This window comes from Paracoccus sp. (in: a-proteobacteria), assembly GCF_032007265.1.
Classification (GTDB): Bacteria; Pseudomonadota; Alphaproteobacteria; order Rhodobacterales; family Rhodobacteraceae; genus Paracoccus.
Window position 1 is genome coordinate 7794 of the sequence record NZ_DALZMB010000029.1, and the last position, 24234, is coordinate 32027.

The window sequence follows — 24234 nt, forward strand, 5'->3', positions numbered from 1 at the left end:
TTTGCTGATCACCCATGATCTGGCGGTGGTGGCGGGCATCGCCGATCAGGTCGCGGTGATGCAGGCGGGCCAAATCGTCGAAAGTGCGCCGACCCAGGCCCTTTTTCGCAATCGCAAACATCCCTACACCCGCCAGCTTTTTGCCGCATCGACCCATCAGCCTGAACGGGTGCGGGTTGCGCCCGCGTCAGATCAGCCCTTGCTGCAGGTGCAAGATGTGGTGCGCGACTATGCCCTGCCTCAAAGCGCCATCAGCGGTGGCATGGATCGGCTGCGTGCGGTCGATCACGCCAATCTGGTGCTGCATAGCGGGGAATCGCTGGGTCTGATCGGGGAATCGGGCTGTGGGAAATCGACGCTGACCCGCGCGATTCTGGGACTGGACCCATTGCAGGGGGGACAGATCCTGCTGGATGGAGAGCCCGTGCGCGCAGGCCGCGCAATGTCGCGGGCGCAGCGTGCCAAGATGCAGGTCGTGTTTCAGGACCCATATGGCAGTTTCGATCCGCGCTGGCGCGTCGACAGGCTTGTGGCCGAACCCATTCACCTGACGGGCCGCCCCCGCGATTGGCGCGATCATGTGGCCAAAGCATTGGCCGATGTCGGCATCCCTGCTGATGCGATGGGGCGCTATATCCACGAATTCTCGGGGGGACAGCGCCAGCGCATTGCCATTGCCCGGGCATTGATCATCCGCCCCCGGCTGATCATTCTGGACGAGGCGGTCAGTGCGCTGGATGTGCGCATCCGCGCGCAGGTGTTGGACCTGCTGGCGCGGCTGCGTCAGGAATATGGCCTGGCCTATCTTTTCATCAGCCATGACCTGTCCGTCGTCCGCCAGATTACGGACCGCGTGGCCATCATGGATCAGGGCAAGATCGTCGAAACCGGCCCGACCCAGCAGGTCATGGATGCCCCCAGCCATCCCACCACCCTGCGACTGGTCGCCGCAGCCCCTAAAATCCCCAGCAATTGGCAGGTTCTTGAATCCGCCGACTAAGGTTGCGGCCCTTGTCTGACCCATCATGCCCCCCCACCTTTCCTAGGTCAGACAAGACGAACTGGAGGATAAGATGCAGTGCCCGATCGACGGTGAAACCTTGGCCATGAGCCAGCGCAACGGGGTCGAGATCGACTATTGCCCCAAATGTCGCGGGGTATGGCTGGACCGGGGCGAGCTGGACAAGATCCTGGAACGCGCCGCCGCCGAATCCGCACCCATCGCCGCGCCGCGCCATGACGGCGCACGCTCACAAAGCGACGGTGACCATCACCGCGAGAATGACCGCCGCTTTGAAGATCGTCGCTTCGACGACCGCCGCTCAGAGGAACGCCGTGATGACCGTCATGATCGTGACGACTATCGGCGTTATGATGATGACTACGGTCACGGCAAAAAGAAAAAGCGCGAGTCGTTCCTGTCGGATCTGTTCGACTTCTAAGCGCATCAAATGAACAGGCCCCGCGCTGCCGCAGGGCCTGTCTCCTCCCCCGATTGGACGGCTTTGCCTCCCCGCGCAGCCGTCCGGGTATTCCTATGCTGAAGCGGCGAGCAACTCTGCCTGCTTCACGATTACTTGTGCCTGACGAATAGACGCGATGTCAACAAGTCGACCATTGTATACAGTCGCCCCTGCCCCATTTTTCTTGGCATCTTCCATTGCAGCAAGGATATCGCGCGCTTCGCCTACGACTTTTGCACTAGGCGAGAAAACATCATTGGCCAGCGCGATCTGCTTGGGGTGGATTGCCCACTTACCAACCATCCCCAAGGTTGCAGAGCGCCGGGCCTGAGCCACGAATCCCTCATCATCGCTAAAGTCGCCGAACGGGCCATCAACCGGCAAGATTCCATGTGTGCGGCAGGCGGCAACAATCGCGGTTTGCGCCCAATGCCAGGGGTCGGACCAATATTTCGCCCCCTCATGCGCCATATAGTAATTTTCCTGGGTGCCGCCGATCCCGGTCGTGGCCATGCCCATCGAGGCAGCGAAATCCGCAGCACCCAGGCTCATGGCTTGCAGGCGCGGACTTGCGGCGGCGATCTCTTCGACATGGCTGATGCCGGCGGCCGACTCGATGATCACCTCGAAGCTGATCCGCTTTTGGCGCCCCTTGGCGGCCTCGATCGCGCTGACCAGCGCGTCTACGGCATAGACATCGGCAGCATTGCCCACTTTCGGGATCATGATCTGATCCAGCCGATCCGAGGCCTGCTCGAGCAGATCCACGACATCGCGGTACCAATAGGGCGTATCCAGCCCATTGATGCGCACCGATAACGTCTTGTTGCCCCAGTCAATATCGCCGATCGCCTGAATGATATTGCGCCGCGCGCGGTCCTTATCGTCCGGCGCGACCGAATCTTCGAGATCAAGGTTAATGACATCCGCCGCAGAGCTTGCCATTTTGGCAAAAAGCGCCTCGCGCGAACCGGGGCCAAAAAGCTGGCAGCGGTTCAATCTGGCAGGGGCAGCAGGCTGAAGGCGAAAGGACATGACAAACCCGTACAGTAAGGATGTTTCACGACTAAGCCCGCCCTTGTTATATAATTGCGCGGCCACCTTCAAGTCCATTTCGCAGATGCAGAAAGAATAGTGATGACGATCCAAGCCCAAATGCGCCGTTATGCCTTTGACGGCCATTTCACCATTGCCCGCGGCTCGCGCAGCCATGTCGAGGTGGTCGAGGTCACCATCTGCCGCGATGGCGTGACCGGGTCGGGCGAATGTGTGCCCTATGGCCGCTATGGCGAGACGGTCGAAAGCGTGTTGGCACAAATCGCATCCCTGCCCCAAGATGTCACCTTGGCGCAGTTGCAGTTGCTGTTACCCGCAGGCGCCGCACGCAATGGTGTCGATTGCGCGCTGTGGGATCACGCGGCCAAGCTGTCGGGCCAACCGGTTCATGCTTTACTGAACCTTCCCGCGCCTCGGCCTTTGATCACGGCCTTTACCCTGTCGCTTGATACCCCCGAGGCGATGCGGGCCAAAGCCGCCGCCAATGCCGACCGCCCGTTGCTCAAGGTCAAGCTCGGCACGCCCGATGATCTGCCGCGGCTGCGCGCCGTGCGCTCGGGCGCGCCACAGGCCCAGCTGATCCTGGACGCCAATGAGGGTTGGACCCCGGAAAGCTATCTGGAACTGGTCCCGCAGCTGGCCGAACTGGGCGTGGCCTTGGTCGAACAGCCCTTGCCGGCTGGCCAGGATGACGCCCTGCGGACCCTGCCCCGGCCGGTGCCGATCTGTGCCGATGAAAGCTGCCACGACCGCCACAGCCTGAGCGATCTGGTTGGAAAATACGATGTCATCAACATCAAGCTGGACAAAACCGGCGGCCTGACCGAGGCGCTGGCCCTGAAAGACGCGGCTGTGGCCCAGGGCTTTGGTCTGATGGTGGGGTGCATGGCCGCCTCTAGCCTGTCGATGGCACCTGCCGTCCTTGTGGCACAAGATGCATCCTTCATTGACCTGGACGGGCCGCTTCTGCTGGCACAGGACCGCGAAAATGGCTTGATTTACGAGCAATCGAAGATCATTCCTGCCACGCCCGCTCTATGGGGATAGGAGAGAGAGACAGCATGACCCGGACAGTTTACCTCAATGGCGAATATTTGCCCGAAACCGAGGCGAAGGTCTCGATCTTTGATCGCGCCTTCCTGATGGGCGACGGCGTCTATGAGGTCGTCAGCGTTCTCGATGGAAAATTGCTGGATTTCGACGGGCATATGGCCCGGCTTCAGCGCTCGCTGGATGCACTTGCGATGAAAAATCCGCTGGATACGGCGGGCTATCTTGCCGCACAGCGCGAATTGGTCGCGCGCAACGACATCGGTGATGGCCTGATCTATCTGCAGGTGTCGCGCGGCAATCCCGGCGATCGCGATTTCGTCTTTCCGCCTGCCGAGGTGCAGCCGACCCTGGTGATGTTCACGCAATCCAAGCCCGGCCTAGCCGATTCGCCCACCGCCAAAACCGGCCTGCGCGTGATTTCGGTTCAGGATCTGCGCTGGCATCGCCGCGACATCAAAACCGTTCAGCTGCTGTACCCGAGCCTTGCCAAGATGGAGGCAAAGGCCGCAGGCGTCGATGATGCCTGGCTGGTCGAGGATGGCAAAGTCACCGAAGGCACCTCGAACAACGCCTATATCGTCAAGGACGGCAAGATCATCACCCGCGAGCTAAGCCATGACATCTTGCACGGCATTACCCGCGCGGCGGTCCTGCGCTTTGCCCACGAAGCTCAGATGAGCGTCGAAGAGCGTAGCTTTACCATTCAAGAAGCTCAGCAGGCCGACGAGGCCTTTATCACCTCGGCCTCGGGGTTTGTCACACCCGTCGTCGAAATCGACGGCGTCAAACTAGGTGCAGGCACCCCCGGCCCGGTGGCTGTGCGTCTGCGCGAAATCTATCTTGAGGAATCGCGCAAGGCTGCGGTCTGATCGCACAAGACTTGCAACAAGAAGCCCGCCGTTCGATCGCTCGACGGCGGGCTTTTTCATGGGCGGGCTTTGCGAGCCAGATCAGGGCATCAATTGGTGCCAGACAGCCATGGCGGCACCGGGGCTGCCGATTGATTGATGAAGCTGACCGGTTTGACATCCCTCACGGTGACATCGCGCAGCACTGCCAGATCCTTGCCGTCAAGCACCAGGCGAACGTTGTCTCCGTCTTGCAGCAGCTCGTATTCCTGGGTGCCGGTATAGCCGTCGGGCAGAGCGATCTGGATATTGTCGGCGCCACCATAGGTGATATCCGCCGGACCCGACGAATCGCTGCGCAGAATATACAGATCCGATCCTTTGCCGCCGTCGATGATATCGTAACCGCCTGCATAGATCGTATCATCGCCATCCCCACCCAGTAAGGTATCGGGGTTTTCGGGGTCGGAATCGTCGGGCGACCAGATCAGATCATCGCCGCGCCCACCGTAGGCATAAACCGTACCACCATTGTCATAGATGGAATCGTTGCCCTTGGGCTCATAGTCTTTGTAGTCGATATTATCGGGATCATCATCGCCAAAGACGCGGTGATTGCCGCCATTGGTGATGATCACATCGCGCCCGGACCCACCGACGATGGTGTCATTGCCCTCGTCCGCGCCCAGATCATATGCACCGTAAAGATCGTCATCCCGACCCAGATAGACCTCGTCATCGCCCGGCCCGGCAAGAACGGTATCATTGCCCTCGCCCGTCCAGATGATGTCATCACCCCCCTTGCCGTCGACCAGATCGTCGCCGTCATAGGACAAGATCGCATCATCCTCTGGTCCACCCTCAATGGTATCGGCATCGTTGGTGCCTTCGATGACCTTATGGCCCTCGAACGGATCAGCGGGCGTATCCGGGCCGTGATTGTCATCGTTGCCAGAAATCAAAGAGCCAAGACCCGCGAGGCCCAGGACACCCAAGAGCAGAAACAAGGTCTGGTTCATCAACGTCTCTCCGATAATTTTGCGGCAAGATAGACCGCTCTGACAAGGCGAGGCAACAGTGGTTTCAATGCCCGAGGATCTGGCTCAGGAACAGTTTCGTGCGCTCGGATTGAGGGTTGTTAAAGAATTCACGCGGTTCGTTTTCTTCAACGATCTGACCTTGGTCCATGAAAATCACGCGATGGGCGACGGCTTGGGCAAAGCCCATTTCATGGGTGACGCACAGCATGGTCATGCCATCCTCGGCCAGCTCGATCATCGTATCCAGAACTTCTTTGATCATTTCCGGGTCAAGCGCCGAGGTCGGCTCATCAAACAGCATCACCCGGGGCTGCATACACAAGGACCGTGCAATTGCGACGCGCTGTTGCTGGCCGCCCGACAGCTGTCCCGGATATTTGGCGGCCTGTTCCGGGATGCGAACCTTGCGCAGGAAATGCATCGCGGTTTCCTCGGCCTCGCGCTTGGGCTGCTTGCGCACCCAGATCGGAGCCAAGGTGCAATTCTCCAGGACGGTGAGATGGGGAAAAAGGTTGAAATGCTGAAACACCATCCCGACATCCGAGCGGACTTTGTCGATGTTTTTCAGGTCATTGGTCAACTCGACCCCATCAATGATGATGCGGCCCCGCTGGTGATCCTCTAGCCGGTTGATACAGCGGATCAAGGTTGATTTCCCCGACCCCGACGGGCCGGCGATCACGATCCTTTCGCCTTTGCGGACGGTCAGGTTGATGTCGCGCAGCACGTGAAAGCTGCCATACCATTTGTTCACATCCTGCATCTCGATCGCAGGGTTGGCGCGATTTTCGGGGATTGCTGCGGGCTCGGTCATGGCAGGCCTCTTAACGATGATCCCGCTTCAGCCGATTTTCGAGGTAAAGCGAATACCGCGACATGCCAAAGCAGAGGATGAAAAATATCGCACCGGCGAACAGATACGGCTCCCAATAGGCGCCTTTCCATTCAAAGCTGGCACGCACGGAATCGGACATCGCCTTAAGCGGATCATAGAGCCCGACAAAGGTAACAAGCGTCGTATCCTTGAACATGCCGATAAAGGTCGACACGATCGAGGGGATCGCGATCTTCAGCGCTTGCGGCAAAATGATCAGTCGCTGCGCCTTCCAATAGTCCAGCCCAAGCGCATCTGCGGCCTCGTATTGCCCCACAGGCAGCGCCGCCAGCCCCCCGCGCACGACCTCGGCCATATAGGCCGAGGCAAAGATCGTCACCATGACGATCACGCGCAGGATAATGTCGAACTGCACGGTCGGCGGCAGAAAATAGTTCAGCAGCAGCGAGGCCACGAACAGCATGCCGATCAACGGCACGCCGCGAATGAATTCGATAAAGATAATCGCCAGCATCTTGACGACCGGCAGGTCCGACTGTCGCGCCAAGGCCAGAATAACGCCCGCAGGCAGTGACATCGCAATGCCCGCGACGCCAATTGTCACCGACAGAACAAAGCCGCCAAACTGCGTCGAGGGCACGCGCGGCAAGGCAAGCGGCAACAGCTCCTGCATCGCAGCGCCTGCGGGATCATAGCCAAAGCCCCACCAGATCACGGCCGCAACCGCGCCGATCGCCAGCCCGATCATCCCCAGCCGGGCACAGGCACGCCAGACCACAAGGCCAACGCAAAAGCCCATCAACGCCATGAACGGAAACCAGAACGAGCCCCCCCAAAGCAGCCAAACCCCCAAAAACGGATAGATCAGCGTCGCAATCAGGGCGCGGCGCGGCTGATATTCGATCAGCGCCGCCCATAGAACCAGCCCTGCCCCGGCCACCAACAGATGGGTCGTGCTTGCGCCAAGCAATTGACAGCACATAAAGGTCAGGACGGCGGCAAGGGCGATCACCGTCCAACGCAACCTGCGGCTATCGGCGAACAGGATCGGCGCGATGGCAAAGAACAGCAGACCAAACGCCAGCGTCGGGCGCCAGTATTCAAGGCGCGGGTAAAAGCCGAACAGGAATTGATTCCATCGGTGATGGATCACGGCAAAACAGGCGCCCGTGGCCCCTTCGCCATAGCGCTGGGTGATGATGGTGCGGCATTCCTTCAGCGAATCCGCGTTCCAGACCGAATGGGCGAACCAAGGTCCGAATTTCGCAATCAACAGCCATACCGCGGCAATCCCGCACAGGGTCAGCGCAATATTCAGCGGCCCTGAAAACAGGTTCGCCCTGAGCCAGCCGATCAGCCCTGCGCTGGCGGCCGGCGCGGGTTGGGCGGGCAGCATGGCATTGCGCACAAAGCCTGTCGGGGTGTTGGGAAGGTCGCTCATCTTAGCGCTCCTTCAATTTAACGCGGGAATTATAAAGGTTCATCACCCCCGAGATCATCAGGCTGACGACCAGATAGATCGCCATCATCAGGATCATACATTCCATCTCGCGTCCGGTCTGGTTCAGCGTAGTGCCCCCAAGCGTCCCGCGCAGGTCCATATAGCCGACCGCAATCGCCAGAGAGCTGTTCTTGGTCAGGTTCAGATATTGCGAAATCAGCGGCGGCACGATCACCCGCAAGGCCTGTGGCAAAATCACCAGTGACATCGTGCGGCTTGGTCGCAGCCCCAGCGCAAAGGCGGCCTCGGCCTGGCCTTTACTGACCGACATTACGCCCGCGCGCACCGCCTCGGCGATGAAGGCCCCGGTATAAAGCGACAATGCAATCAGCAAGACGACAAAGGCGTTGTCCAGATTGATGCCGCCGACAAAGTTGAAGCCCTTAAGCTGTGGACGCACCAGATGCAGGCCAAAATACCAGCTCAGCGCCACGAAAGGCACGATGAACAACAGCAGTTGAATCCACCAGGTCACCGGGCGTCGCCCGCTTTGGTTCTGAACCCGAGTTGCCCAATTGGCGATCATCTGTCGGATCACCACCGCAGCCGCCAGCACGGCCGCGAAGATGATAAAGGCGATATTCACCCCCTCGCGACCCAAGGGGATCACACCGGGATCACGATCCATCGCCAGTGTCGGGATGGCGGTATAGCGGTTGGTGGGCGCGATCGTATCAAACAAGATCATATGCGCCGACGGGTTTTCGCCGCGATAGGCATTCGGAGTCGGCAACACATCGGTAAAAATCGCCAGAAACACCAAAATCCACAGCAGCAGCGGCAGGTTAAGAAAGATCTCGACGTAGATCCGCATCAGCCGCGACACCAGCCAGTTCGACGACAGGCGCAGAACGCCGACGACGACCCCGATGATTGTCGCAAAAACACAGCCCAGTGCCGACACAAGCAATGTGTTCAACAGGCCAACGATTGTCGCCCGCAGATGCGTGTCATCCGAATTGAAGGGGATCAGCTGTTGGGGAATGTCATAGCCCGCGCGCCGAAACAGAAAGTCGAAACTAAAGGTCTTTCCAGCGCTTTCAAAGGCGTGAATGGCATTGCGCACCAGTCCGGCGATCACCGCCATGACCAGAATGAACACCACAACCTGGATGGTAATCGCGCGATATCGCCGATCATAGATCAGCATGGACAGGCGGAATGGCGGATGCTCCGCCCCCGGATAGTCGACCATTGTTTTCCCCTGCTTCCAATCCTGCGGGCTTGGCACCCTGCTTGTATGGTTTGGTCGTTGCGATCAGGTCTTGGCGTCTGGTGCGATCATCGGAAAAGGCCGCCCCCGTGCAAACGGGATGCGGCCATGATTAGCAAATACTGATCAGCGGAACGGCATGGCGTACATCAGGCCGCCTTGCGTCCATTGCGCGTTCAGACCGCGCGCCAAACCAATCGGGGTCTGCTCGCCAATGGTTGCGGCGAAAATCTCGCCGTAATTGCCGCCTGCCTTGATGGCGCGGCGGGACCATTCTGCATCCAGCCCGATCATCTTGCCCAGATCATCGGTCGAGCCCAGCAGACGCTGCACCTCGGGGTTGGTCGAGGATTTGGCCAGCTCGTCGATATTGGCCGAGGTCACGCCGTATTCCTCGGCCGCGATCAAGGCGAAAAGCGTCCAGCGGCCGATGTCACCCCAGTTGTTGTCGCCATGACGCACAAGCGGGCCAAGCGGCTCTTTCGAGATGATCTCGGGCAGGATGATATGGTTCTCTGGATCGGCGAAAGCCGCGCGCAGGGAGGCCAGACCCGAGGCATCGGTTGTATAGGCATCACAAGCACCAGCAAGATATTGTTGCTCGCCCTCAGAGCTGGTGTCGATATTCACCGGCTGATACTTGATGTTGTTGGACTTGAAATAATCCGCCAAGTTCATTTCGGTGGTGGTGCCGGTCTGAACGCAGATGGTCGCGCCATCCAGTTCCTTGGCCGAGCTGACGCCCAGATCTTTACGGACCATGAAACCCTGGCCGTCGTAATAGTTCACGCCAAGAAAGTCGAACTTCAGCTCGGTATCGCGCTGAAAGGTCCAGGTTGTGTTGCGCGCCAGAACGTCCACCTCGCCCGAAGCCAGCGCGGTAAAGCGGGTCTGCCCCGTCAGCGGAACGAATTTGACCTTGGTGGCATCGCCCACGACTGCTGCGGCCAGCGCCTTACAGAACGAAATGTCAAAGCCATTCCAGTTGCCGTTGGAATCTGGCGCGGCAAAGCCGACCAATCCGGTATGCACGCCACAATTCAGCGAGCCCCGCTCTTTGACCGCTTTCAGCGTGTCACCCTCGGCGGCAAAGCCAGCGCCGGCGGCCAAGGCAGCGGCGGTCACGGTTCCGACAAATACCGATTTTCTCATCGATGTCCTCATGGATTCCTCTCTGCTGCACCGCACGCCGGTTGGGCCCGACGGCGCTTGTTCAAACCGTTGATCGGTTTATTGCTCCGGACAAATGAAAATGCCCCTGACAGCAATAGTGCGCATCAGGGGCAGGTCGTCAAGGATTTAGCGGTTTTGTCTTAGCGCCGCGACAGCTTCCAAAGCTGCTCGGCCAGCTGCATCGCGCGCAGACGATTGGCGGCTGCCTCGTCTGCCTCTTCGTCGCGGCCCCATTTTTCGGCCTGATATTCTTCGTCAATCCGGGCCAGCTCATGCGCCTCGGTGGCGCTAAGGCGACCACGGATCACCGCAAGACCCAGCACCAAAGAGCCGGGCAAGGTCACCAGGTCATGCAGCGCGGTCAGGCCAAAATCATCCAGCTGGGACAATTCGGCGCGCAGCTTTTGCAAGGCGGCCTGATCTTGCGCAACCGGCACCACTCCCGAGGTGACCGCCAGCGCAGCCCCCAGATCCTTGCTTGCCCAATCCAGCAGCGGATCCCAACCCGTCGCCTGACGGGCGACCAGATCACTGGGGCCGGTCGCGCGATAAGACAACAGATCCGTGCCGCCATATTCACCCAGCATATCGGCCACGGCATCGAATTGCGGATGGACCTTTTCCAAAGCGGAATTGGCCGCGCGGGTCAACGGCATGCTTTCTGGATCGATCACATCGACCTGTGCGTCCCATTCCGCAGCAATGGCGCGTGCCAACGCCTCGGTCGGAACGATCAGCGCCTGCTTGCCGGGGGTGCGCAGAGGGCGCTCATCCAGATCGATTGCCCAGCCTTCGCCCTCGGGGCGGATATGGGCTTTCTTCCAGAAACGTCGTGCTTTCCATTCACTCATTTGCCCACTCCAGCAAGGATTGCGTCAGCGCAGGATAATCAGGCGCGACCAAACGCGCACCTGCGGCATGAAGCGACGGGACCGGGTGATAGCCCCAAGACACCCCGAAGCCCGCGACCCCGGCCGCGCGCGCCATGTCCATGTCAAAACTCGTGTCGCCGATCATCACGGCCCGATCTGCCGCGATTCCACATTCGGACAGGGCCGCCTCGATCATGCCGGGATGCGGTTTGGAGGGGTGATCATCAGCGGTCTGCAGGCTAAGAAACAGCTTTTCCCAGCCATGCGCCTTGACCATCGCCAACAGCCCGCGACGGCTTTTGCCGGTGGCAATCGCCAGCAAAAGGTCATCGCGCGCAGCCAATTGCCGCAGACATTCCTCGGCACCAGGATAAAGCGGCGCGACCTGTTGCAGGCGCGCCTGCTGAAATGCCGCGCGATAACCTGCAACCACGGCATCCTGAACATCGGCAGGCGCATCGGGAACCAGCTCGGCCACCGCAACCCCAAGCGAAAGCCCGACGATCGACAGCACCTTTTCGCGTGGCAGTGCCTTGAGCCCTGCCACCTCTAGCCCGTGGGTCATTGCAGCCAGGATCAGGGCCTGACTGTCGACCAGCGTGCCATCGACATCAAAAATGACAAGCTTCATTCGTCCTCGCTGAACGGGTCCGAAGGTACGTCATTCTCGTGCCAACCCACCGTTTTCCAGGTCCGCGCCATATGATCGGGCAAAGGCGCGGTAATGGTCATCATTTTCTTGGTGATCGGATGCTCAAAGGTGATCATGCGCGCATGCAGATGCAATTTGCGGCTGATGTCCCCACCCAGCTGCGAGCCCCAGCCATCGCCAAGGTTTTCCTGACCCGAGCCGCCGTATTTCCCGTCGCCCACGATCGGATGTCCGATTTCGGCCATATGCGCGCGCAGCTGGTGCGTGCGTCCGGTGATCGGTGACAGTGCAACCCAGGATGCGCGCATGCCCAGCATCGACAGCACGGCATAATCGCTGTGGGCGCGCTTGGCGCCTTCGGTGTTCTGGACCTCGGATGGATGAACGCAGACCATCTTTTCGCCCTCGCCCATGCGTCCGCGACCCGGCGCCTTGACCAGACCATATTTGATCGAACCCATGCGCGGATGAGGCACGCCCGCAACCGCCGCCCAATAGATCTTGCGGGTGTTGCGGTGACGAAAGCCCTCGGACAAAGCACGGGCGACCCGATCGGTACGCGCCAAAAGCAGCACCCCCGAGGTATCCTTATCCAGGCGGTGAACCAGCTTTGGCCGGTCCTTGAACCCAAACATCAGCGCGACGGTCAGACCGTCGACGTGACGTTCGCCTTGCCCGCTGCCGCCTTGCGAGGGCAGGCCTGCGGGCTTGTTAAGGGCGATGATATGTTCATCCTTGAAGATCACGGCCCGCTGAATCATCTCGACATCAGCCTTGCTGATCTTGCTGGTCAGCGGACGCTCGGCGCGGGCGCGCTCGACTTCGGATGCGTCAGGAAGGGGCGGCACGCGCACCTCTTGTCCGGTCTCGATCCGCGAGCTGGCCTTGACCCGGCCACCATCGATCCGGATCTGCCCGGTCCGGCACATCTTTTCGACATTGCCCTGCGAAAGCTGCGGGAAACGCTTTTTCAGCCAGCGGTCAAGGCGCTGATCGCCCTCATCCGCGCCGATGCGAATTGTCTGAACCCCACTCATGCCAGTACCGCCCGTCCTATAGAAATGCCGCAAAGAATCGCGATCAGCGACAATGCGACGGAAAAAATGACATAACCCGCTGCAAGCCCGGCCTGTCCACGCTCCCATAAGGTCAGCGTATCCAGCGAGAAAGCCGAAAAGGTCGTGAAACCGCCAAGTACGCCCGTCAAAAGCAGGGGTGCAAATTGCTGGCCTCCTCGATGTGCGAAAACTGCGGTCAACAGGCCCATCATAAAGGAGCCTGCGATATTGACCAAAAGCGTGCCAATGGGCAAGCCGGGAATAAGCCGACCTATCACAATATTGATGCCGTAACGGGCGGATGCGCCAATCGCACCGCCCAAAGCCACTTGTAACCATGTGTAAGTCATGGGCGATCGGCCCCTCGGCGTTTTGCGCGCAGTCCCGCAAACCATTCGACCCGCTTTTTCAGATCACGCTCAAATCCCCGTTCGACCGGGGCATAGAACACCGGCCGTTTCATACCGTCGGGGAAATAGTTCTGCCCGGAAAATCCGTCTTCGGCGTCGTGATCATAGGCATAGCCTGCGCCAAAGCCCTGATCTTTCATCAGGCTGGTCGGCGCATTCAGGATATGGGCAGGCGGCATCTGACTGCCCGAGCGCCGCGCCAGATCGCGTGCGGCCTTATAGGCCACGTAAACCGCGTTCGATTTGGGCGCGAGCGCCAGATAGACAACCGCCTGGGCCAGGGCCAGCTCGCCTTCGGGCGAACCCAGCCTTTCGTAAAGCGCCCAGGCATCCATGCAATGTCGCTGCGCTGCCGGATCGGCCAGACCGATATCCTCGACCGCCATGCGCGTGATGCGCCGCGCCAGATAACGCGGATCCTCGCCGCCCTCTAGCATACGCGCGAACCAATAAAGCGCGGCATCGGGGTCCGAGCCGCGCACCGATTTGTGCAGCGCGGAAATCAGATTGTAATGCTCGTCGCCGGATTTGTCGTATTTCGCCGCGCGCCGCATCAGCCGTTTGCCAAGCGTTTCGGTATCCAGCTTGCCCGTGACCTTCCAGGATGCGACCTGTTCGATCAGGTTCAGCGCCGCGCGCCCATCGCCATCGGCCATCTCAAGCAGCCGCTCGCGCGCTTCGCCCGTCAAAGGCAAAGCCCGGCCCAATTCACGCTCGGCGCGCTGTGCCAACCGCTCTAGATCGGCCAGGCTGAGGCGGTCCAGAATGACCACCTGAGCCCGCGACAAAAGCGCTGCGTTCAATTCGAAGCTTGGATTTTCGGTGGTGGCACCGACCAACATGATCGTGCCATCCTCCATATGCGGCAGGAAACTGTCCTGTTGCGCCTTGTTGAAACGGTGGATCTCATCCACGAACAACAAGGTGCCCCGCCCTTGATCGGCACGCAGCTTGGCCGCGTCAAAGACCTTGCGCAGATCGGCGACCCCGGTGAAAATCGCCGAAATCTGGACAAAGCTGCGATCGGTTTCCTGTGCCAAGAGCCGCGCGATCGTCGTTTTACCGACACCGGGCGGCCCCCAAAGGATTAACGAGGACAAGCTGCCTGCGGCAAGCATGGCCCCCAACGGCCCCTCGGGGCCCAGCAGCTTTTCTTGACCTACGACATCAGCCATCTGTGCCGGTCGGATACGATCCGCCAGCGGCCTTGGCGCGGCGCGCCCCGAGGGCACGGCGCCCTGTGTATTGTCAAACAAATCAGCCATTCGGGCGGCATGTTACGCCGCCCGCTGCTTTGGCGAAAGCCCCCAGCATACCGGCCGAAGCGCTTAGTGCATCTTGGTGGCAAGATTGATCGAAACACACTGGAAATAACCGTCATCAATCCACATGACCCGACCCATTGCCTGTGCATCAAGGCCCGTGGGCAACAACCAACGCGGCCAGGTCGCGGCAACCAGAGCAACCAGACGGGTCGCCCCAAGCGCACGCGCCGATGCGGTCATTTCAGTCACCAGATGGCGATGGACATGGCGGCGCTTGGACTGCGGGGTATCGTGATCCACGAAAAGGCGGCTAGCCTCCCAGGTGCCGGGATCGACCGGAGCCTCGGCATCCAACAGATCCGTTGGAATCGAGCCGCCCAGCAGGCCTGACTGCGCATCTTTGATCATATATGTATACATCCCGCACCGCGCCGTGCTCGGTGTCAGGCGGACGCCCGCATAGACGCGTCCCAGTTCATGAATGGCAACCCAACGGCTCATCGGGGTGTCATATTGGTCGAACTCCATGTCGTCCGTCTGTGGCAAGTCCCAGTTTTTCTGGATGATGAACGACTGCTTTCTTGCCCGGAACACATTCGCAAACAGTTCGCCGTGATTGTGTAGGTTCGAATAGGAAAGAGTGGTGGTCTGCATTTGCTGTCTCCTGGGGTGCTAATAAAGAGCCCCAGGCATACACGGACGATCGGGCGTCGCCCTACAGAAGACGGTATTCCTTAGCCCGCTGCAGCGCCTCGGCAGTGGTTCGGGCCATCAGGCGTTCCCGCGCCGAAATGAGCCGTGCCTTGAATGCGCTCTCAGTGATGCCAAGTTTCGCAGCCGCCGCCGCATGGCGATCCCCTTCCGCAATACACCGAAGGGCCTCTTGCTGAGCCTTTGTCAGGCTCTCTGGCGGCTCGGTAATCTCGTGAAGCCGCCAAAGCGTTTTAGAGATCGTTTCGATCTCTTCATCGGTGAATTCCCGCTTATTATGCGTAAAGCAGGCAATTGTACGCGACTGCATTGGCCCATGTGAGACAGCAAGCCCATAGGTCAAGCCGTGGTCCGCTGCATCCTGCAAGATGTTGAACGGATCCGGCACCGGTAACACGCTCCACCGGCAAGCACCTGTCGTCGAGAAACCCCAAGCAATGGTCGGATCTCTGAGAGCATAGGCGCGCTCAGCGTAGCGCTGCAGCCAATCCTCGGGATAGGTCTGAAACTGCATCAAAGGAGCAGCAAAACGGATATGAAGCCCAACAAAATAGCCCGCGGGGCACATTTTCTTGAACTTTTGCAATGCTGCGTTGATTTCTGCGCGTGATGACATATCGCTTTAGACAGATTGTTCCGACAATTTGGAAAAGATAAATGAATAGTGGGTCAATCTATGCCTAAAACTGTTAACAAGTCTATAACTGGCTGCAGCTTTGTTCGCCCAGGTTGTGTTATTTCTGGCACTTTCACATAAACAACAACGATTTATGTAAAATCAACGACACAGAACCCAGCGTTTTGTGCGTTAAGATTGATTCAACCACAACGATTACAACAATTGATACTTCGTCTTAGTCTTTAAATATGAAAAATCCCCGACTAACCAAGCCGGGGATCAATCACTTTGTTGCTAGCAGATGATTCGGGCCGTGATTACGGCAGACGAATCACTCGTCAATGGTGACGATTTCAGCTTCCAGACGGGCACGGTCAGCAGCGCCTTTGGCGGTGACATCGCGCTCGACGAATTCGATGATCGCCATCGGAGCCATGTCGCCATAACGGAAACCGGCTTTCATGATGCGAACATAGCCGCCCTGACGCTCTTTGTAGCGCGGGCCGAGGATTTCGAACAGGCGCGCGACATACTGGTCTTGCTTCAGCTGCGAAGCAGCCTGACGGCGTGCGTGCAGATCGCCGCGTTTTGCCAGCGTGATCAGCTTTTCGATGATCGGGCGAAGTTCTTTGGCTTTCGGCAGAGTCGTTTTGATCTGCTCATGCTCGATCAACGAGCCAGCCATGTTAGCGAACATCGCTTTGCGGTGTTCGTGGGTACGGTTCAAACGGCGGTAACCGCGAGCGTGACGCATGATAATCTCCTATAACGTCTTTTTACTTTGTCCGGGCGGTTCTGCGTAGGAACCGCTCTCCTTGGGGTCTTGCGACCCAGTCGTCCGGGGGCGTTGCCGCCCCCGTATTCCAAATCAGAACTGGTCGTCGAAACGCTTGGCCAGATCTTCGATATTTTCCGGCGGCCAATCGACCACGTCCATACCCAGATGCAAGCCCATGCCCGAAAGCACTTCTTTGATCTCGTTCAGCGACTTGCGCCCGAAGTTCGGGGTGCGCAGCATCTCGGCTTCGGTTTTCTGGATCAGATCGCCGATATAAACGATGTTGTCGTTCTTGAGGCAGTTTGCCGAACGGACCGACAGCTCCAGCTCGTCGACCTTCTTGAGAAGGCGCGGGTCGAACTCAAGACCGTCATCAGCATCTTTGTGGCCAGCCTGTTCGGGCTCTTCGAAGTTCACAAAGACCGAGAGCTGGTCCTGGATGATGCGCGCAGCATAGGCCACGGCGTCATCGGGGGTCAGCGAACCGTCGGTTTCGACCTTCATCGTCAGCTTGTCATAGTCCAGAACCTGACCTTCGCGGGTCGGCGAGACTTCGTAGCTGACGCGTTTGACCGGCGAGAAGATCGCGTCGATCGGAATCAGGCCAATCGGCGCATCTTCCGGACGGTTCTTGTCGGCCGCAACATAGCCCTTGCCGTTCTGAACGGTCAGTTCCATGCGCAGATCTGCACCTTCATCAAGGTGGCAGATGATGTGGTCACGGTTCAGGATGGTGATGCCCGCGGTTTCGGTGATGTCACCGGCGCGAACCTCGCCCGGGCCTTTCGCGGTCAGCGTCAGGCGCTTGGGGGTGTCCACGTCCATCTTGAGCGTGACGCCCTTGAGGTTGAGGACGATATCGGTCACATCCTCGCGGACGCCCGGAACCGAAGAAAATTCGTGCAGGACGTTGTCGATCTGTACCGACGTAATCGCGGCACCTTGCAGCGACGACAGCAGAACGCGACGCAGCGCGTTGCCAAGCGTCAGACCGAAGCCGCGCTCTAGCGGTTCCGCGACGACAGTGGCCACACGGCTGGCATCTGCACCCGCCTTGACGTCAAGCTGCGTCGGCTTGATCAGCTCAGCCCAATTCTTGTGGATCATGCGTTTGCCTCCATACTTGTTCCCCGCCCATGTCCAGTAGCAGGAAACGCCCGAGGTGAAATGCGGAACGGCGCCCCGCGTCATCAGATGCGGGGCGCTGAATGTCAGTCAAATCTTAGACGCGGCGGCGCTTGGGCGGACGGCAGCCGTTGTGAGCAATCGGGCTCACGTCGCGGATCGCGGTGATGTTGAAGCCAACAGCAGCCAGAGCGCGCAGAGCCGATTCACGACCCGAACCCGGACCCTGAACTTCGACTTCCAGCGTGCGAACGCCATGTTCCTGTGCCTTGCGGCCAGCGTCTTCAGCAGCCATCTGCGCAGCATAGGGGGTCGACTTACGCGAGCCTTTAAAGCCCATCGTGCCAGCCGACGACCACGAGATTGCGTTGCCTTGAACGTCCGAGATCAGGATCTTGGTGTTGTTGAAGGAACTGTTCACATGCGCCACGCCGGTGGCGATGTTTTTGCGCTCTTTGCGCTTAATACGAGTCTTATCGCGTGCCATTGTTCAGCTCCCCTTACTTCTTCTTGCCGGCGATCGGCTTAGCCGGGCCCTTGCGGGTGCGAGCATTGGTGTGGGTACGCTGACCGCGGACCGGAAGGCCGCGACGGTGACGCAGGCCACGATACGAACCCAGATCCATCATACGCTTGATGTTCATGGTGTTCTCGCGACGCAGGTCGCCTTCAACCGTCAGGTTTGCGTCGATGTATTCACGGATCTGCAGAACTTCTGCATCGGTGAGATCGTTGACGCGACGGGTCGGATCGATGCCAACAGCTTCGATGATCTGCGCAGCATACATCGGGCCGATGCCGTGGATATAGGTCAGAGCGATGGGGACGCGTTTCCCCGTCGGAATGTTTACGCCAGCAATACGAGCCACGCGTTTTCCTTTTCAAGTTGCGGTTCCGTTGTACCGGAACCTTTTTTCACAACCAAAGACCCGAAAGCACTGCCTCCGGGCCCTTAACCGGCCATTCGTACAAAACGAATGATTCTCATAAGAGATGCTGCGAAATAAAGGATTCGCAGTCAGGCGTCAAGCCTAGCCCCGCCCTTTGTCAAGCACCGCTGCAATCGCATCGGCAACATTGTCCATATCCGCAAGGCCATCAACCGTCGTCAGCATATCCTTGGCATAGTAGTAGCCAATCAGCGGCGAGGTCTTTTTGTAGTATTCAAGCAGACGCGTTTTAAGGCTGTCCTCATTGTCGTCGGCCCGGCGGCGCAGGTCATGCGAACCGCAGATGTCGCAAACACCCTCGACCTTGGTCGGCTTGGTCTGATCGTGATAGACCTCGCCGCAGTTGCCGCAAGTATAGCGGCCGGTGATGCGCGCAACCAGCGCCTCATCATCGACGCGCATTTCGATCACGGCATCGATCTTTTGCCCCATGCCCGCCATAAGCGCGCCCAAAGCATCAGCCTGCGGCAAAGTGCGCGGGAAGCCATCAAAGATGAAACCCGGCGCATCCGAGGTCTCTAGCTGCTCGCGAATCAGCCCGATGACGATCTCATCAGTCACAAGCTGGCCCTTGTCCATGACCTCGGCCACGCGCTTGCCCATCTCGGTACCCGAGCTGCGGGCAGCGCGCAGCATGTCGCCGGTGGACAGCTGAGCCAGCCCTCTGCCCTCTTCCAAACGACGTGCCTGAGTGCCTTTGCCTGCGCCCGGGGGGCCAAGAAGGATGATATTAACGGTCATCAGTTATGTCCCTTTTCTTTGTATCAGCGACGAGCCGGAGCTTTTTTGGGACGTGCTGCCCCCGCCTTACGTTTGCCGCGCAGCTGCGATTTTTCAATTAGACCTTCATACTGATGCTGCAGCAAATGGCTTTGCACCTGGTTGATCGTATCCATGACAACGCTCACCACGATCAGAACCGAGGTCCCGCCGAAATAGAAGGGAATCGACAGCTGGTGACGAATGATTTCTGGCAAAAGGCAGACAAGCGCCAAATAGGCCGAGCCCAGAACCAGAACCCGGTTCACCACATAGGTCAGATAGTCCTCGGTGCGTTTGCCCGGACGAATCCCCGGAATGAAGCCGCCCTGGTTTTTCAGGTTATCGGCGACATCCTCGGTCTTGAAGGCCACGTTATGGGTATAGAAATACGCAAAGAAGACGATCATCCCTGCGAAGAACACCATGTAAAGCGGCTGACCCGGACCGAAATAGGCCAGAATCGTCGACATGACCGGGCCGGTTTGGTTGCCCGAGAAGGTCGAGATCGTCACCGGCAGCAGCAACAGCGAGGATGCAAAGATCGCCGGAATCACGCCAGCCGGGTTAACCTTGATCGGCAGGTGCGAGGATTGCCCGTCATAGATCTTCATACCGACCTGACGGCGCGGGTATTGGATGTGGATCTTACGAAGCGCGCGCTCCATGAAGACCACAAAGGCGATGACCGCGACGATCATCACGATCACACCCAGAATCACCGGCGTCGAGATCGCGCCCGAGCGGCCCTGAGCAAGGAATTGCGCCAGATGGCTGGGAATTTCAGCGACAATACCGACGAAGATGATCAGCGAGATGCCGTTGCCAATGCCGCGTGCGGTGATCTGTTCACCCAGCCACATCAGGAAAAGCGTGCCGCCCACCAGCGTAATCACCACCGAGGCGCGGAAGAACATCCCCGCCTCATGCGCCAGCCCACCATGTTCAAGGCTGACAGCAAGCCCCCATGCCTGGAACAGCGCAAGCGCAACCGTGGCATAGCGGGTGTATTGGTTGATCTTTTTACGGCCCTGCTCGCCCTCTTTTTTCATCTGCTCGAGCGCTGGCACCATCGAGGACAGCAGCTGAACGATAATCGAGGCCGAAATATAGGGCATGATGCCCAATGCAAAAACACCCATCCGGCCAAGCGCGCCACCGGTGAACATCGACAAGATGCCCCCGATACCCGCCTGGGCCTGATCCATGAAGTTGCGCAAAGCGGCGCCGTCGATCCCCGGCACGGGGATATAGGTCCCCAGACGGTAGATAATGAGCAGGCCGATCGTGAACCAGATTCTCTGGCGAAGTTCGGTAGCCTTGCCGAACGTTCCCCAAGAGAAGTTCGCGGCCATCTGTTCTGCGGCTGACGCCATTTCTTGCCCCATTCATGGCTGCGCCGCCGGAGGGTCTCCCCATCCCGCGGCGCATGGAAAACTTGAATGCTTATCTATGGGGCCGCGGAGCCCCGTTCAACAGCTTATTCAGCCGCCGCTTCTTCGGCTTTGACCGGACGGGTCACCGTGACCTTGCCGCCAGCCTTTTCGACAGCCTCAACTGCGGTCGCCGAAGCGCCTGCAACGGTCAGGTTAACCTTGGCTTTCAGCTCGCCTTTTGCAAGCAGACGAACGCCGTCCAGTTTGCGACGGATGACGCCCGAAGCAACCAATGCGTCTTCGGTGATGTCGTTTTTCGCATCCAGTTTGCCTGCGTCGATGAACGACTGCAGCTGGCCCAGGTTCACAACGGCGAACGACAGGCGATTCGGCTTGCTGAAGCCGCGCTTCGGCAGGCGGCGATACAGCGGCATTTGGCCGCCTTCGTAACCGTTCAGTGCGACGCCCGAACGCGAGGTCTGACCCTTGATACCACGGCCAGCGGTTTTACCCTTGCCCGAGCCCGGACCACGTGCAACGCGCTTTTTCTTGCGGTTGGCGCCTTCGTTGTCGCGAATTTCATGAAGTTTCATATCGCTTCTCCTTGCCGGAAGCGTCCCGATGAAGCGTAGCTGGGACGGACACGGCTTATCTTGGTGATTGGTTCACTGCCTGAAAGGCATCCGGTCCATTAGCCAAGACAGGGCCAAAGGTCAAGGGAAAGCCGCAACAGCGCCGGTCCCGCCCGGCCCTTGAGCCAAGGACAGCGACCTAAAATTCAAACCATGTGCCCAGCTTGACCGCGCGTTCATCCGATCCCGACAAGGGCGTCACGATTCCCAGCTCGATCTTGGCAGGGCCGGGCAGATCATAGACCGATGATGTGGCAAGACTGCTGGCAATTCCCAAATCGTCGCGATCCTCGACGCGCAGCTGGTTGATGAACATTGTCATTTCCGTGGGTCGAAAACCCAGCGTCAGCGCGGCTTTGCTGGTCATCTTCGGGGTCAGATAGGCAAATTCCGAAATCGTATAGCCTTGGCGATAGCTCACCTCTTCTATTTTGCCCGCGACTTGCAGGCTGGCTTCAGCGCTAAGCCAGCCCCCACCGGGCAATCGCTCGACGCCCCGGCCCCAGCCTGCGCGTAGCTGCCCCAGCGGTGTCACCTCGCCATCGCGCTCGACCACGCCCAGTCCCGCTGCAACGGCAAAGCGATTCGCCCCGTCATCACGCCCCAATGCCTGCTGTAGCCAGAACAGCCCCGTCCGTTCATCCAGGCTGGTCTGTTCCAACTCAATGCCAAGGGTGCGGCGCGCCGTCAGGCCGTATTCGCCATAAAGGCTGATGCTGCTGTTTGCCTCTCGGTCCCTTTGTCCCGAAAAAGACAGAAATACGCCCCCCTGCTCGCGGGCCCAGGGCCCTGCTGCCGCCGCTTGCGGCACATGCAATAGGCACAGCAAAGCCAAAAGCCATCCGAGCCGGTGCCGCATGCGCATCCCCCCTGGCCAGCACACCCCGCCGGACAGGATAGCGCAGGAAATCTTACCAACCCGTTAACAGCGCAGAAAAACAGGATGTGGTACGCGCCAGCGCCGTGGGGCACCAAGCTGACAGTCCAAAAGAAAACGCCCCGGGCAAGCCCGAGGCGTTTCAAGTCTTGTCAAAGCGCTAAACGATTAGCCGCGCTCTTCGATGATGGTCACAAGATGCGGGATCTTGTTGACCATGCCGCGTACGGCCGGGGTATCTTCCAGCTCGCGGGTGCGGTTCATCTTGTTCAGGCCGAGACCTTTCAGCGTTTCACGCTGAATGGCAGGGCGACGGATCGGCGAACCGATCTGCTTGACGACGATGGTTTTAGCCATGTGCCCTCTCCTTACGCTTCGACAGCGGCTTCAGCAGCCGGCTTGTCGTGGGACGGAAGAATATCGGCAACCTTTTTGCCACGACGCTGAGCGACGTTGCGCGGGCTGGTTTCCGACTTGAGACCCTCAAGGGTCGCGCGGATCATGTTGTAGGGGTTCTGCGAGCCGAGCGATTTCGCCACGACGTCCTGAACACCCAACATTTCGAACACAGCGCGCATCGGACCACCGGCGATGATACCGGTACCTGCCGGAGCGGTACGCATCACGACTTTACCAGCGCCATGACGGCCCTCGATGTCGTGGTGCAGCGTGCGACCGTCGCGCAGCGGAACGCGCATCAGGTTGCGTTTCGCCTGTTCAGTTGCCTTGCGGATCGCCTCAGGCACTTCTTTCGCTTTGCCTTTGCCGAAGCCGACGCGGCCACGCTGGTCACCGACAACCACCAGAGCAGCAAAGCCGAAGCGCTTACCACCTTTAACGGTTTTCGAGACGCGGTTGATCGCGACCAAACGATCCTGGAATTCCGGGGTCTCTTCACGCTCTTCGCGGCGACCCCGACGGTTGTTTTCACGTTCTGCCATAAGGCATTCCTTCTTCGCTGGCGCGCATTCTGCGCCATCCATGCCAATCCTGGTGGGCCGCCGATAAATCGAACGGCCCCCGGATCATCGGGGTGGCGAAAACGCCACCCGCAGCCATTAGAACTTCAGACCGCCTTCGCGGGCTGCTTCTGCAAGTGCCTTGACCTTGCCGTGGAACAAGAAGCCACCACGGTCGAAGATCACGGATTCCACGCCTGCTTTTTTCGCACGCTCTGCGATCGCTGCGCCGATTTTGGCAGCAGCTTCCACATTGTTCTTGCCGACGACGCCGAGATCTTTCTCGAGGGTCGAAGCCGAAGCAAGCGTGATACCTTTCACGTCGTCGATCAGCTGGACGCTGATGTTTTTCGACGAACGGTGAACGGACATGCGCGGACGACCATCGTTGATGGCCCGCAGTTTGTTCCGTACGCGCAAGCGGCGCTTCTGGAACAGCTCGAGTTTTGTCAGTGCCATTTTTGCGCCCCTTACTTCTTCTTGCCTTCCTTGCGGAAGACGACCTCACCCTTGTAGCGGATGCCTTTGCCCTTGTAGGGCTCGGGCTTGCGCCACTCACGGATGTTCGCAGCCACCTGGCCGACGACCTGCTGGTCGATGCCGGTGATGACGATTTCCGTCTGCTTGGGTGCAGTGATGGTCACTCCTGCAGGAGCTTCGAAGTTGACGTCGTGCGAATAGCCCAGAGCCAGCTTGAGGGTGTTACCCTGCATCGTGGCGCGGTAACCCACACCCTGAATTTCAAGCTCTTTCTTGAAGCCTTCGCTGACGCCGGTGACGAGGTTTTCGACCATCGAACGCACCATACCCCATTGCTGGCGGGCACGTTTCGACAGGCCGCGCGGCGTCACTTTGACGGCGCCTTCCTCGATCGAGAGGGTCACATCATCACCAGCGGTGAAGTTACGGGTGCCTTTCGGCCCCTTAACTTCAATCATCTGGCCTTTGATTTCCGCAGTCACGCCATTCGGGAGGGCGACCGGTTTTTTACCAATCCGAGACATTATCT

29 protein-coding genes are annotated in these 24234 nt (G+C 59.1%); 4 read left to right on the forward strand and 25 right to left on the reverse strand.

The window, feature by feature from the left end:
- Together RTS12_RS08255 and RTS12_RS08260 are read left to right on the forward strand one after the other, a co-directional pair.
- Positions 1-1000, forward strand: a 1000-nt coding sequence (locus RTS12_RS08255; RefSeq protein WP_312527333.1) for an ATP-binding cassette domain-containing protein, incomplete at its 5' end; no start/stop codon positions are given.
- 73 nt (positions 1001-1073) lie between these two features.
- Positions 1074-1442 (forward strand): zf-TFIIB domain-containing protein, encoded by a 369-nt coding sequence (locus RTS12_RS08260; RefSeq protein WP_312527335.1) that lies wholly within the window; start codon positions 1074-1076, stop codon positions 1440-1442.
- Between the two features lie 93 nt (positions 1443-1535).
- Here the strand turns inward: RTS12_RS08260 and RTS12_RS08265 are convergent, their stop codons facing one another.
- Positions 1536-2498, reverse strand: coding sequence for an L-malyl-CoA/beta-methylmalyl-CoA lyase (locus RTS12_RS08265; protein WP_312527337.1), 963 nt, complete (start codon positions 2496-2498; stop codon positions 1536-1538).
- Between the two features lie 102 nt (positions 2499-2600).
- Between RTS12_RS08265 and dgcA the strand changes: the two genes are divergently transcribed.
- Positions 2601-3566, forward strand: a complete 966-nt coding sequence (gene dgcA / locus RTS12_RS08270) for an N-acetyl-D-Glu racemase DgcA (RefSeq protein WP_312527339.1) — start codon at positions 2601-2603, stop codon at positions 3564-3566.
- A 14-nt stretch (positions 3567-3580) separates the two neighbouring features.
- Positions 3581-4441 carry a D-amino-acid transaminase gene (locus RTS12_RS08275; RefSeq protein WP_312527341.1) on the forward strand — a complete coding sequence of 287 codons (861 nt, stop codon included), beginning with the start codon at positions 3581-3583 and terminating at the stop codon, positions 4439-4441.
- Between the two features lie 89 nt (positions 4442-4530).
- Here the strand turns inward: RTS12_RS08275 and RTS12_RS08280 are convergent, their stop codons facing one another.
- The 24 genes from RTS12_RS08280 to rplF form a co-directional block, all read right to left on the reverse strand.
- Entirely contained in the window at positions 4531-5439 is a 909-nt protein-coding gene (locus RTS12_RS08280) for a calcium-binding protein (RefSeq protein WP_312527343.1), read from the reverse strand.
- Positions 5440-5503: 64 nt separating this feature from the next.
- Positions 5504-6274, reverse strand: a complete 771-nt coding sequence (locus tag RTS12_RS08285; protein WP_312527345.1) for an amino acid ABC transporter ATP-binding protein — start codon at positions 6272-6274, stop codon at positions 5504-5506.
- 10 nt (positions 6275-6284) lie between these two features.
- Positions 6285-7736 (reverse strand): amino acid ABC transporter permease, encoded by a 1452-nt coding sequence (locus tag RTS12_RS08290; protein WP_312527346.1) that lies wholly within the window; start codon positions 7734-7736, stop codon positions 6285-6287.
- A 1-nt stretch (position 7737) separates the two neighbouring features.
- Positions 7738-8991 carry an ABC transporter permease subunit gene (locus tag RTS12_RS08295; RefSeq protein WP_312527348.1) on the reverse strand — a complete coding sequence of 418 codons (1254 nt, stop codon included), beginning with the start codon at positions 8989-8991 and terminating at the stop codon, positions 7738-7740.
- A gap of 144 nt (positions 8992-9135) precedes the next feature.
- Positions 9136-10161: an amino acid ABC transporter substrate-binding protein gene (locus RTS12_RS08300; protein WP_312527350.1), complete on the reverse strand. Its 1026-nt coding sequence runs from the start codon at positions 10159-10161 to the stop codon at positions 9136-9138.
- Between the two features lie 161 nt (positions 10162-10322).
- Positions 10323-11033 carry an ATP12 family chaperone protein gene (locus tag RTS12_RS08305; RefSeq protein WP_312527352.1) on the reverse strand — a complete coding sequence of 237 codons (711 nt, stop codon included), beginning with the start codon at positions 11031-11033 and terminating at the stop codon, positions 10323-10325.
- Positions 11026-11685 carry an HAD-IA family hydrolase gene (locus RTS12_RS08310; RefSeq protein ID WP_312527354.1) on the reverse strand — a complete coding sequence of 220 codons (660 nt, stop codon included), beginning with the start codon at positions 11683-11685 and terminating at the stop codon, positions 11026-11028. The genes RTS12_RS08305 and RTS12_RS08310 overlap by 8 nt, the downstream gene beginning before the upstream one ends.
- Entirely contained in the window at positions 11682-12743 is a 1062-nt protein-coding gene (locus RTS12_RS08315) for an RluA family pseudouridine synthase (protein WP_312527356.1), read from the reverse strand. Before RTS12_RS08315 ends, RTS12_RS08310 begins: the two co-directional genes overlap by 4 nt.
- The gene (gene crcB, locus RTS12_RS08320; protein WP_312527359.1) at positions 12740-13114 is read right to left on the reverse strand and encodes a fluoride efflux transporter CrcB; all 375 of its coding nucleotides are present in this window, start codon (positions 13112-13114) and stop codon (positions 12740-12742) included. The genes RTS12_RS08315 and crcB overlap by 4 nt, the downstream gene beginning before the upstream one ends.
- Entirely contained in the window at positions 13111-14439 is a 1329-nt protein-coding gene (locus tag RTS12_RS08325) for a replication-associated recombination protein A (protein WP_312527361.1), read from the reverse strand. The genes crcB and RTS12_RS08325 overlap by 4 nt, the downstream gene beginning before the upstream one ends.
- A 63-nt stretch (positions 14440-14502) precedes the next feature.
- Positions 14503-15093: an acyl-homoserine-lactone synthase gene (locus tag RTS12_RS08330; protein WP_312527363.1), complete on the reverse strand. Its 591-nt coding sequence runs from the start codon at positions 15091-15093 to the stop codon at positions 14503-14505.
- Between the two features lie 61 nt (positions 15094-15154).
- Positions 15155-15766, reverse strand: coding sequence for an autoinducer binding domain-containing protein (locus tag RTS12_RS08335; protein WP_312527365.1), 612 nt, complete (start codon positions 15764-15766; stop codon positions 15155-15157).
- A 334-nt stretch (positions 15767-16100) separates the two neighbouring features.
- Complete coding sequence (gene rplQ / locus RTS12_RS08340; protein ID WP_312527367.1) at positions 16101-16523, reverse strand: 50S ribosomal protein L17; 423 nt, start codon at positions 16521-16523, stop codon at positions 16101-16103.
- Positions 16524-16637: 114 nt separating this feature from the next.
- Positions 16638-17654, reverse strand: coding sequence for a DNA-directed RNA polymerase subunit alpha (locus tag RTS12_RS08345; protein ID WP_312527368.1), 1017 nt, complete (start codon positions 17652-17654; stop codon positions 16638-16640).
- A gap of 115 nt (positions 17655-17769) precedes the next feature.
- Positions 17770-18159: a 30S ribosomal protein S11 gene (gene rpsK / locus RTS12_RS08350; protein ID WP_020951858.1), complete on the reverse strand. Its 390-nt coding sequence runs from the start codon at positions 18157-18159 to the stop codon at positions 17770-17772.
- 13 nt (positions 18160-18172) lie between these two features.
- Entirely contained in the window at positions 18173-18541 is a 369-nt protein-coding gene (gene rpsM / locus RTS12_RS08355) for a 30S ribosomal protein S13 (protein ID WP_312527374.1), read from the reverse strand.
- Positions 18542-18703: 162 nt separating this feature from the next.
- Positions 18704-19363: an adenylate kinase gene (locus RTS12_RS08360; protein ID WP_312527376.1), complete on the reverse strand. Its 660-nt coding sequence runs from the start codon at positions 19361-19363 to the stop codon at positions 18704-18706.
- A gap of 23 nt (positions 19364-19386) precedes the next feature.
- Positions 19387-20757 (reverse strand): preprotein translocase subunit SecY, encoded by a 1371-nt coding sequence (secY, locus tag RTS12_RS08365; RefSeq protein WP_312527378.1) that lies wholly within the window; start codon positions 20755-20757, stop codon positions 19387-19389.
- A 104-nt stretch (positions 20758-20861) separates the two neighbouring features.
- Positions 20862-21350: a 50S ribosomal protein L15 gene (gene rplO / locus RTS12_RS08370; RefSeq protein ID WP_312527380.1), complete on the reverse strand. Its 489-nt coding sequence runs from the start codon at positions 21348-21350 to the stop codon at positions 20862-20864.
- A 178-nt stretch (positions 21351-21528) separates the two neighbouring features.
- A complete protein-coding gene (locus RTS12_RS08375) occupies positions 21529-22248 on the reverse strand; it encodes a hypothetical protein (RefSeq protein WP_312527382.1) in 720 nt (239 codons plus the stop codon).
- 186 nt (positions 22249-22434) lie between these two features.
- Positions 22435-22623: a 50S ribosomal protein L30 gene (rpmD, locus tag RTS12_RS08380; protein ID WP_312527384.1), complete on the reverse strand. Its 189-nt coding sequence runs from the start codon at positions 22621-22623 to the stop codon at positions 22435-22437.
- Positions 22624-22634: 11 nt separating this feature from the next.
- Complete coding sequence (gene rpsE / locus RTS12_RS08385; protein ID WP_312527386.1) at positions 22635-23207, reverse strand: 30S ribosomal protein S5; 573 nt, start codon at positions 23205-23207, stop codon at positions 22635-22637.
- 117 nt (positions 23208-23324) lie between these two features.
- Positions 23325-23684: a 50S ribosomal protein L18 gene (rplR, locus tag RTS12_RS08390; RefSeq protein ID WP_312527388.1), complete on the reverse strand. Its 360-nt coding sequence runs from the start codon at positions 23682-23684 to the stop codon at positions 23325-23327.
- Between the two features lie 11 nt (positions 23685-23695).
- Positions 23696-24229, reverse strand: coding sequence for a 50S ribosomal protein L6 (gene rplF, locus RTS12_RS08395; protein ID WP_312527390.1), 534 nt, complete (start codon positions 24227-24229; stop codon positions 23696-23698).
- Between the last annotated feature and the right edge of the window lie 5 nt (positions 24230-24234).

What these genes read in the sequence shown, in the direction of transcription:
- RTS12_RS08260 (WP_312527335.1), top strand. Translation starts at nt 1,074, where the DNA reads ATGCAGTGCCCGATCGACGGTGAAACCTTGGCCATGAGCCAGCGCAAC.
- RTS12_RS08310 (WP_312527354.1), bottom strand. Translation starts at nt 11,685, where the DNA reads ATGAAGCTTGTCATTTTTGATGTCGATGGCACGCTGGTCGACAGTCAG.
- rplQ (WP_312527367.1), bottom strand. Translation starts at nt 16,523, where the DNA reads ATGCGTCACGCTCGCGGTTACCGCCGTTTGAACCGTACCCACGAACAC.
- rplF (WP_312527390.1), bottom strand. Translation starts at nt 24,229, where the DNA reads ATGTCTCGGATTGGTAAAAAACCGGTCGCCCTCCCGAATGGCGTGACT.
- rpsE (WP_312527386.1), bottom strand. Translation starts at nt 23,207, where the DNA reads ATGGCAGAACGTGAAAACAACCGTCGGGGTCGCCGCGAAGAGCGTGAA.
- RTS12_RS08285 (WP_312527345.1), bottom strand. Translation starts at nt 6,274, where the DNA reads ATGACCGAGCCCGCAGCAATCCCCGAAAATCGCGCCAACCCTGCGATC.
- secY (WP_312527378.1), bottom strand. Translation starts at nt 20,757, where the DNA reads ATGGCGTCAGCCGCAGAACAGATGGCCGCGAACTTCTCTTGGGGAACG.
- RTS12_RS08330 (WP_312527363.1), bottom strand. Translation starts at nt 15,093, where the DNA reads ATGCAGACCACCACTCTTTCCTATTCGAACCTACACAATCACGGCGAA.
- RTS12_RS08290 (WP_312527346.1), bottom strand. Translation starts at nt 7,736, where the DNA reads ATGAGCGACCTTCCCAACACCCCGACAGGCTTTGTGCGCAATGCCATG.
- crcB (WP_312527359.1), bottom strand. Translation starts at nt 13,114, where the DNA reads ATGACTTACACATGGTTACAAGTGGCTTTGGGCGGTGCGATTGGCGCA.
- rplR (WP_312527388.1), bottom strand. Translation starts at nt 23,684, where the DNA reads ATGGCACTGACAAAACTCGAGCTGTTCCAGAAGCGCCGCTTGCGCGTA.
- rplO (WP_312527380.1), bottom strand. Translation starts at nt 21,350, where the DNA reads ATGAAACTTCATGAAATTCGCGACAACGAAGGCGCCAACCGCAAGAAA.
- RTS12_RS08295 (WP_312527348.1), bottom strand. Translation starts at nt 8,991, where the DNA reads ATGGTCGACTATCCGGGGGCGGAGCATCCGCCATTCCGCCTGTCCATG.
- RTS12_RS08300 (WP_312527350.1), bottom strand. Translation starts at nt 10,161, where the DNA reads ATGAGAAAATCGGTATTTGTCGGAACCGTGACCGCCGCTGCCTTGGCC.
- dgcA (WP_312527339.1), top strand. Translation starts at nt 2,601, where the DNA reads ATGACGATCCAAGCCCAAATGCGCCGTTATGCCTTTGACGGCCATTTC.
- rpmD (WP_312527384.1), bottom strand. Translation starts at nt 22,623, where the DNA reads ATGGCTAAAACCATCGTCGTCAAGCAGATCGGTTCGCCGATCCGTCGC.
- RTS12_RS08265 (WP_312527337.1), bottom strand. Translation starts at nt 2,498, where the DNA reads ATGTCCTTTCGCCTTCAGCCTGCTGCCCCTGCCAGATTGAACCGCTGC.
- RTS12_RS08280 (WP_312527343.1), bottom strand. Translation starts at nt 5,439, where the DNA reads ATGAACCAGACCTTGTTTCTGCTCTTGGGTGTCCTGGGCCTCGCGGGT.
- rpsK (WP_020951858.1), bottom strand. Translation starts at nt 18,159, where the DNA reads ATGGCACGCGATAAGACTCGTATTAAGCGCAAAGAGCGCAAAAACATC.
- RTS12_RS08345 (WP_312527368.1), bottom strand. Translation starts at nt 17,654, where the DNA reads ATGATCCACAAGAATTGGGCTGAGCTGATCAAGCCGACGCAGCTTGAC.
- RTS12_RS08335 (WP_312527365.1), bottom strand. Translation starts at nt 15,766, where the DNA reads ATGTCATCACGCGCAGAAATCAACGCAGCATTGCAAAAGTTCAAGAAA.
- RTS12_RS08305 (WP_312527352.1), bottom strand. Translation starts at nt 11,033, where the DNA reads ATGAGTGAATGGAAAGCACGACGTTTCTGGAAGAAAGCCCATATCCGC.
- RTS12_RS08275 (WP_312527341.1), top strand. Translation starts at nt 3,581, where the DNA reads ATGACCCGGACAGTTTACCTCAATGGCGAATATTTGCCCGAAACCGAG.
- RTS12_RS08325 (WP_312527361.1), bottom strand. Translation starts at nt 14,439, where the DNA reads ATGGCTGATTTGTTTGACAATACACAGGGCGCCGTGCCCTCGGGGCGC.
- RTS12_RS08360 (WP_312527376.1), bottom strand. Translation starts at nt 19,363, where the DNA reads ATGACCGTTAATATCATCCTTCTTGGCCCCCCGGGCGCAGGCAAAGGC.
- RTS12_RS08315 (WP_312527356.1), bottom strand. Translation starts at nt 12,743, where the DNA reads ATGAGTGGGGTTCAGACAATTCGCATCGGCGCGGATGAGGGCGATCAG.
- RTS12_RS08375 (WP_312527382.1), bottom strand. Translation starts at nt 22,248, where the DNA reads ATGCGGCACCGGCTCGGATGGCTTTTGGCTTTGCTGTGCCTATTGCAT.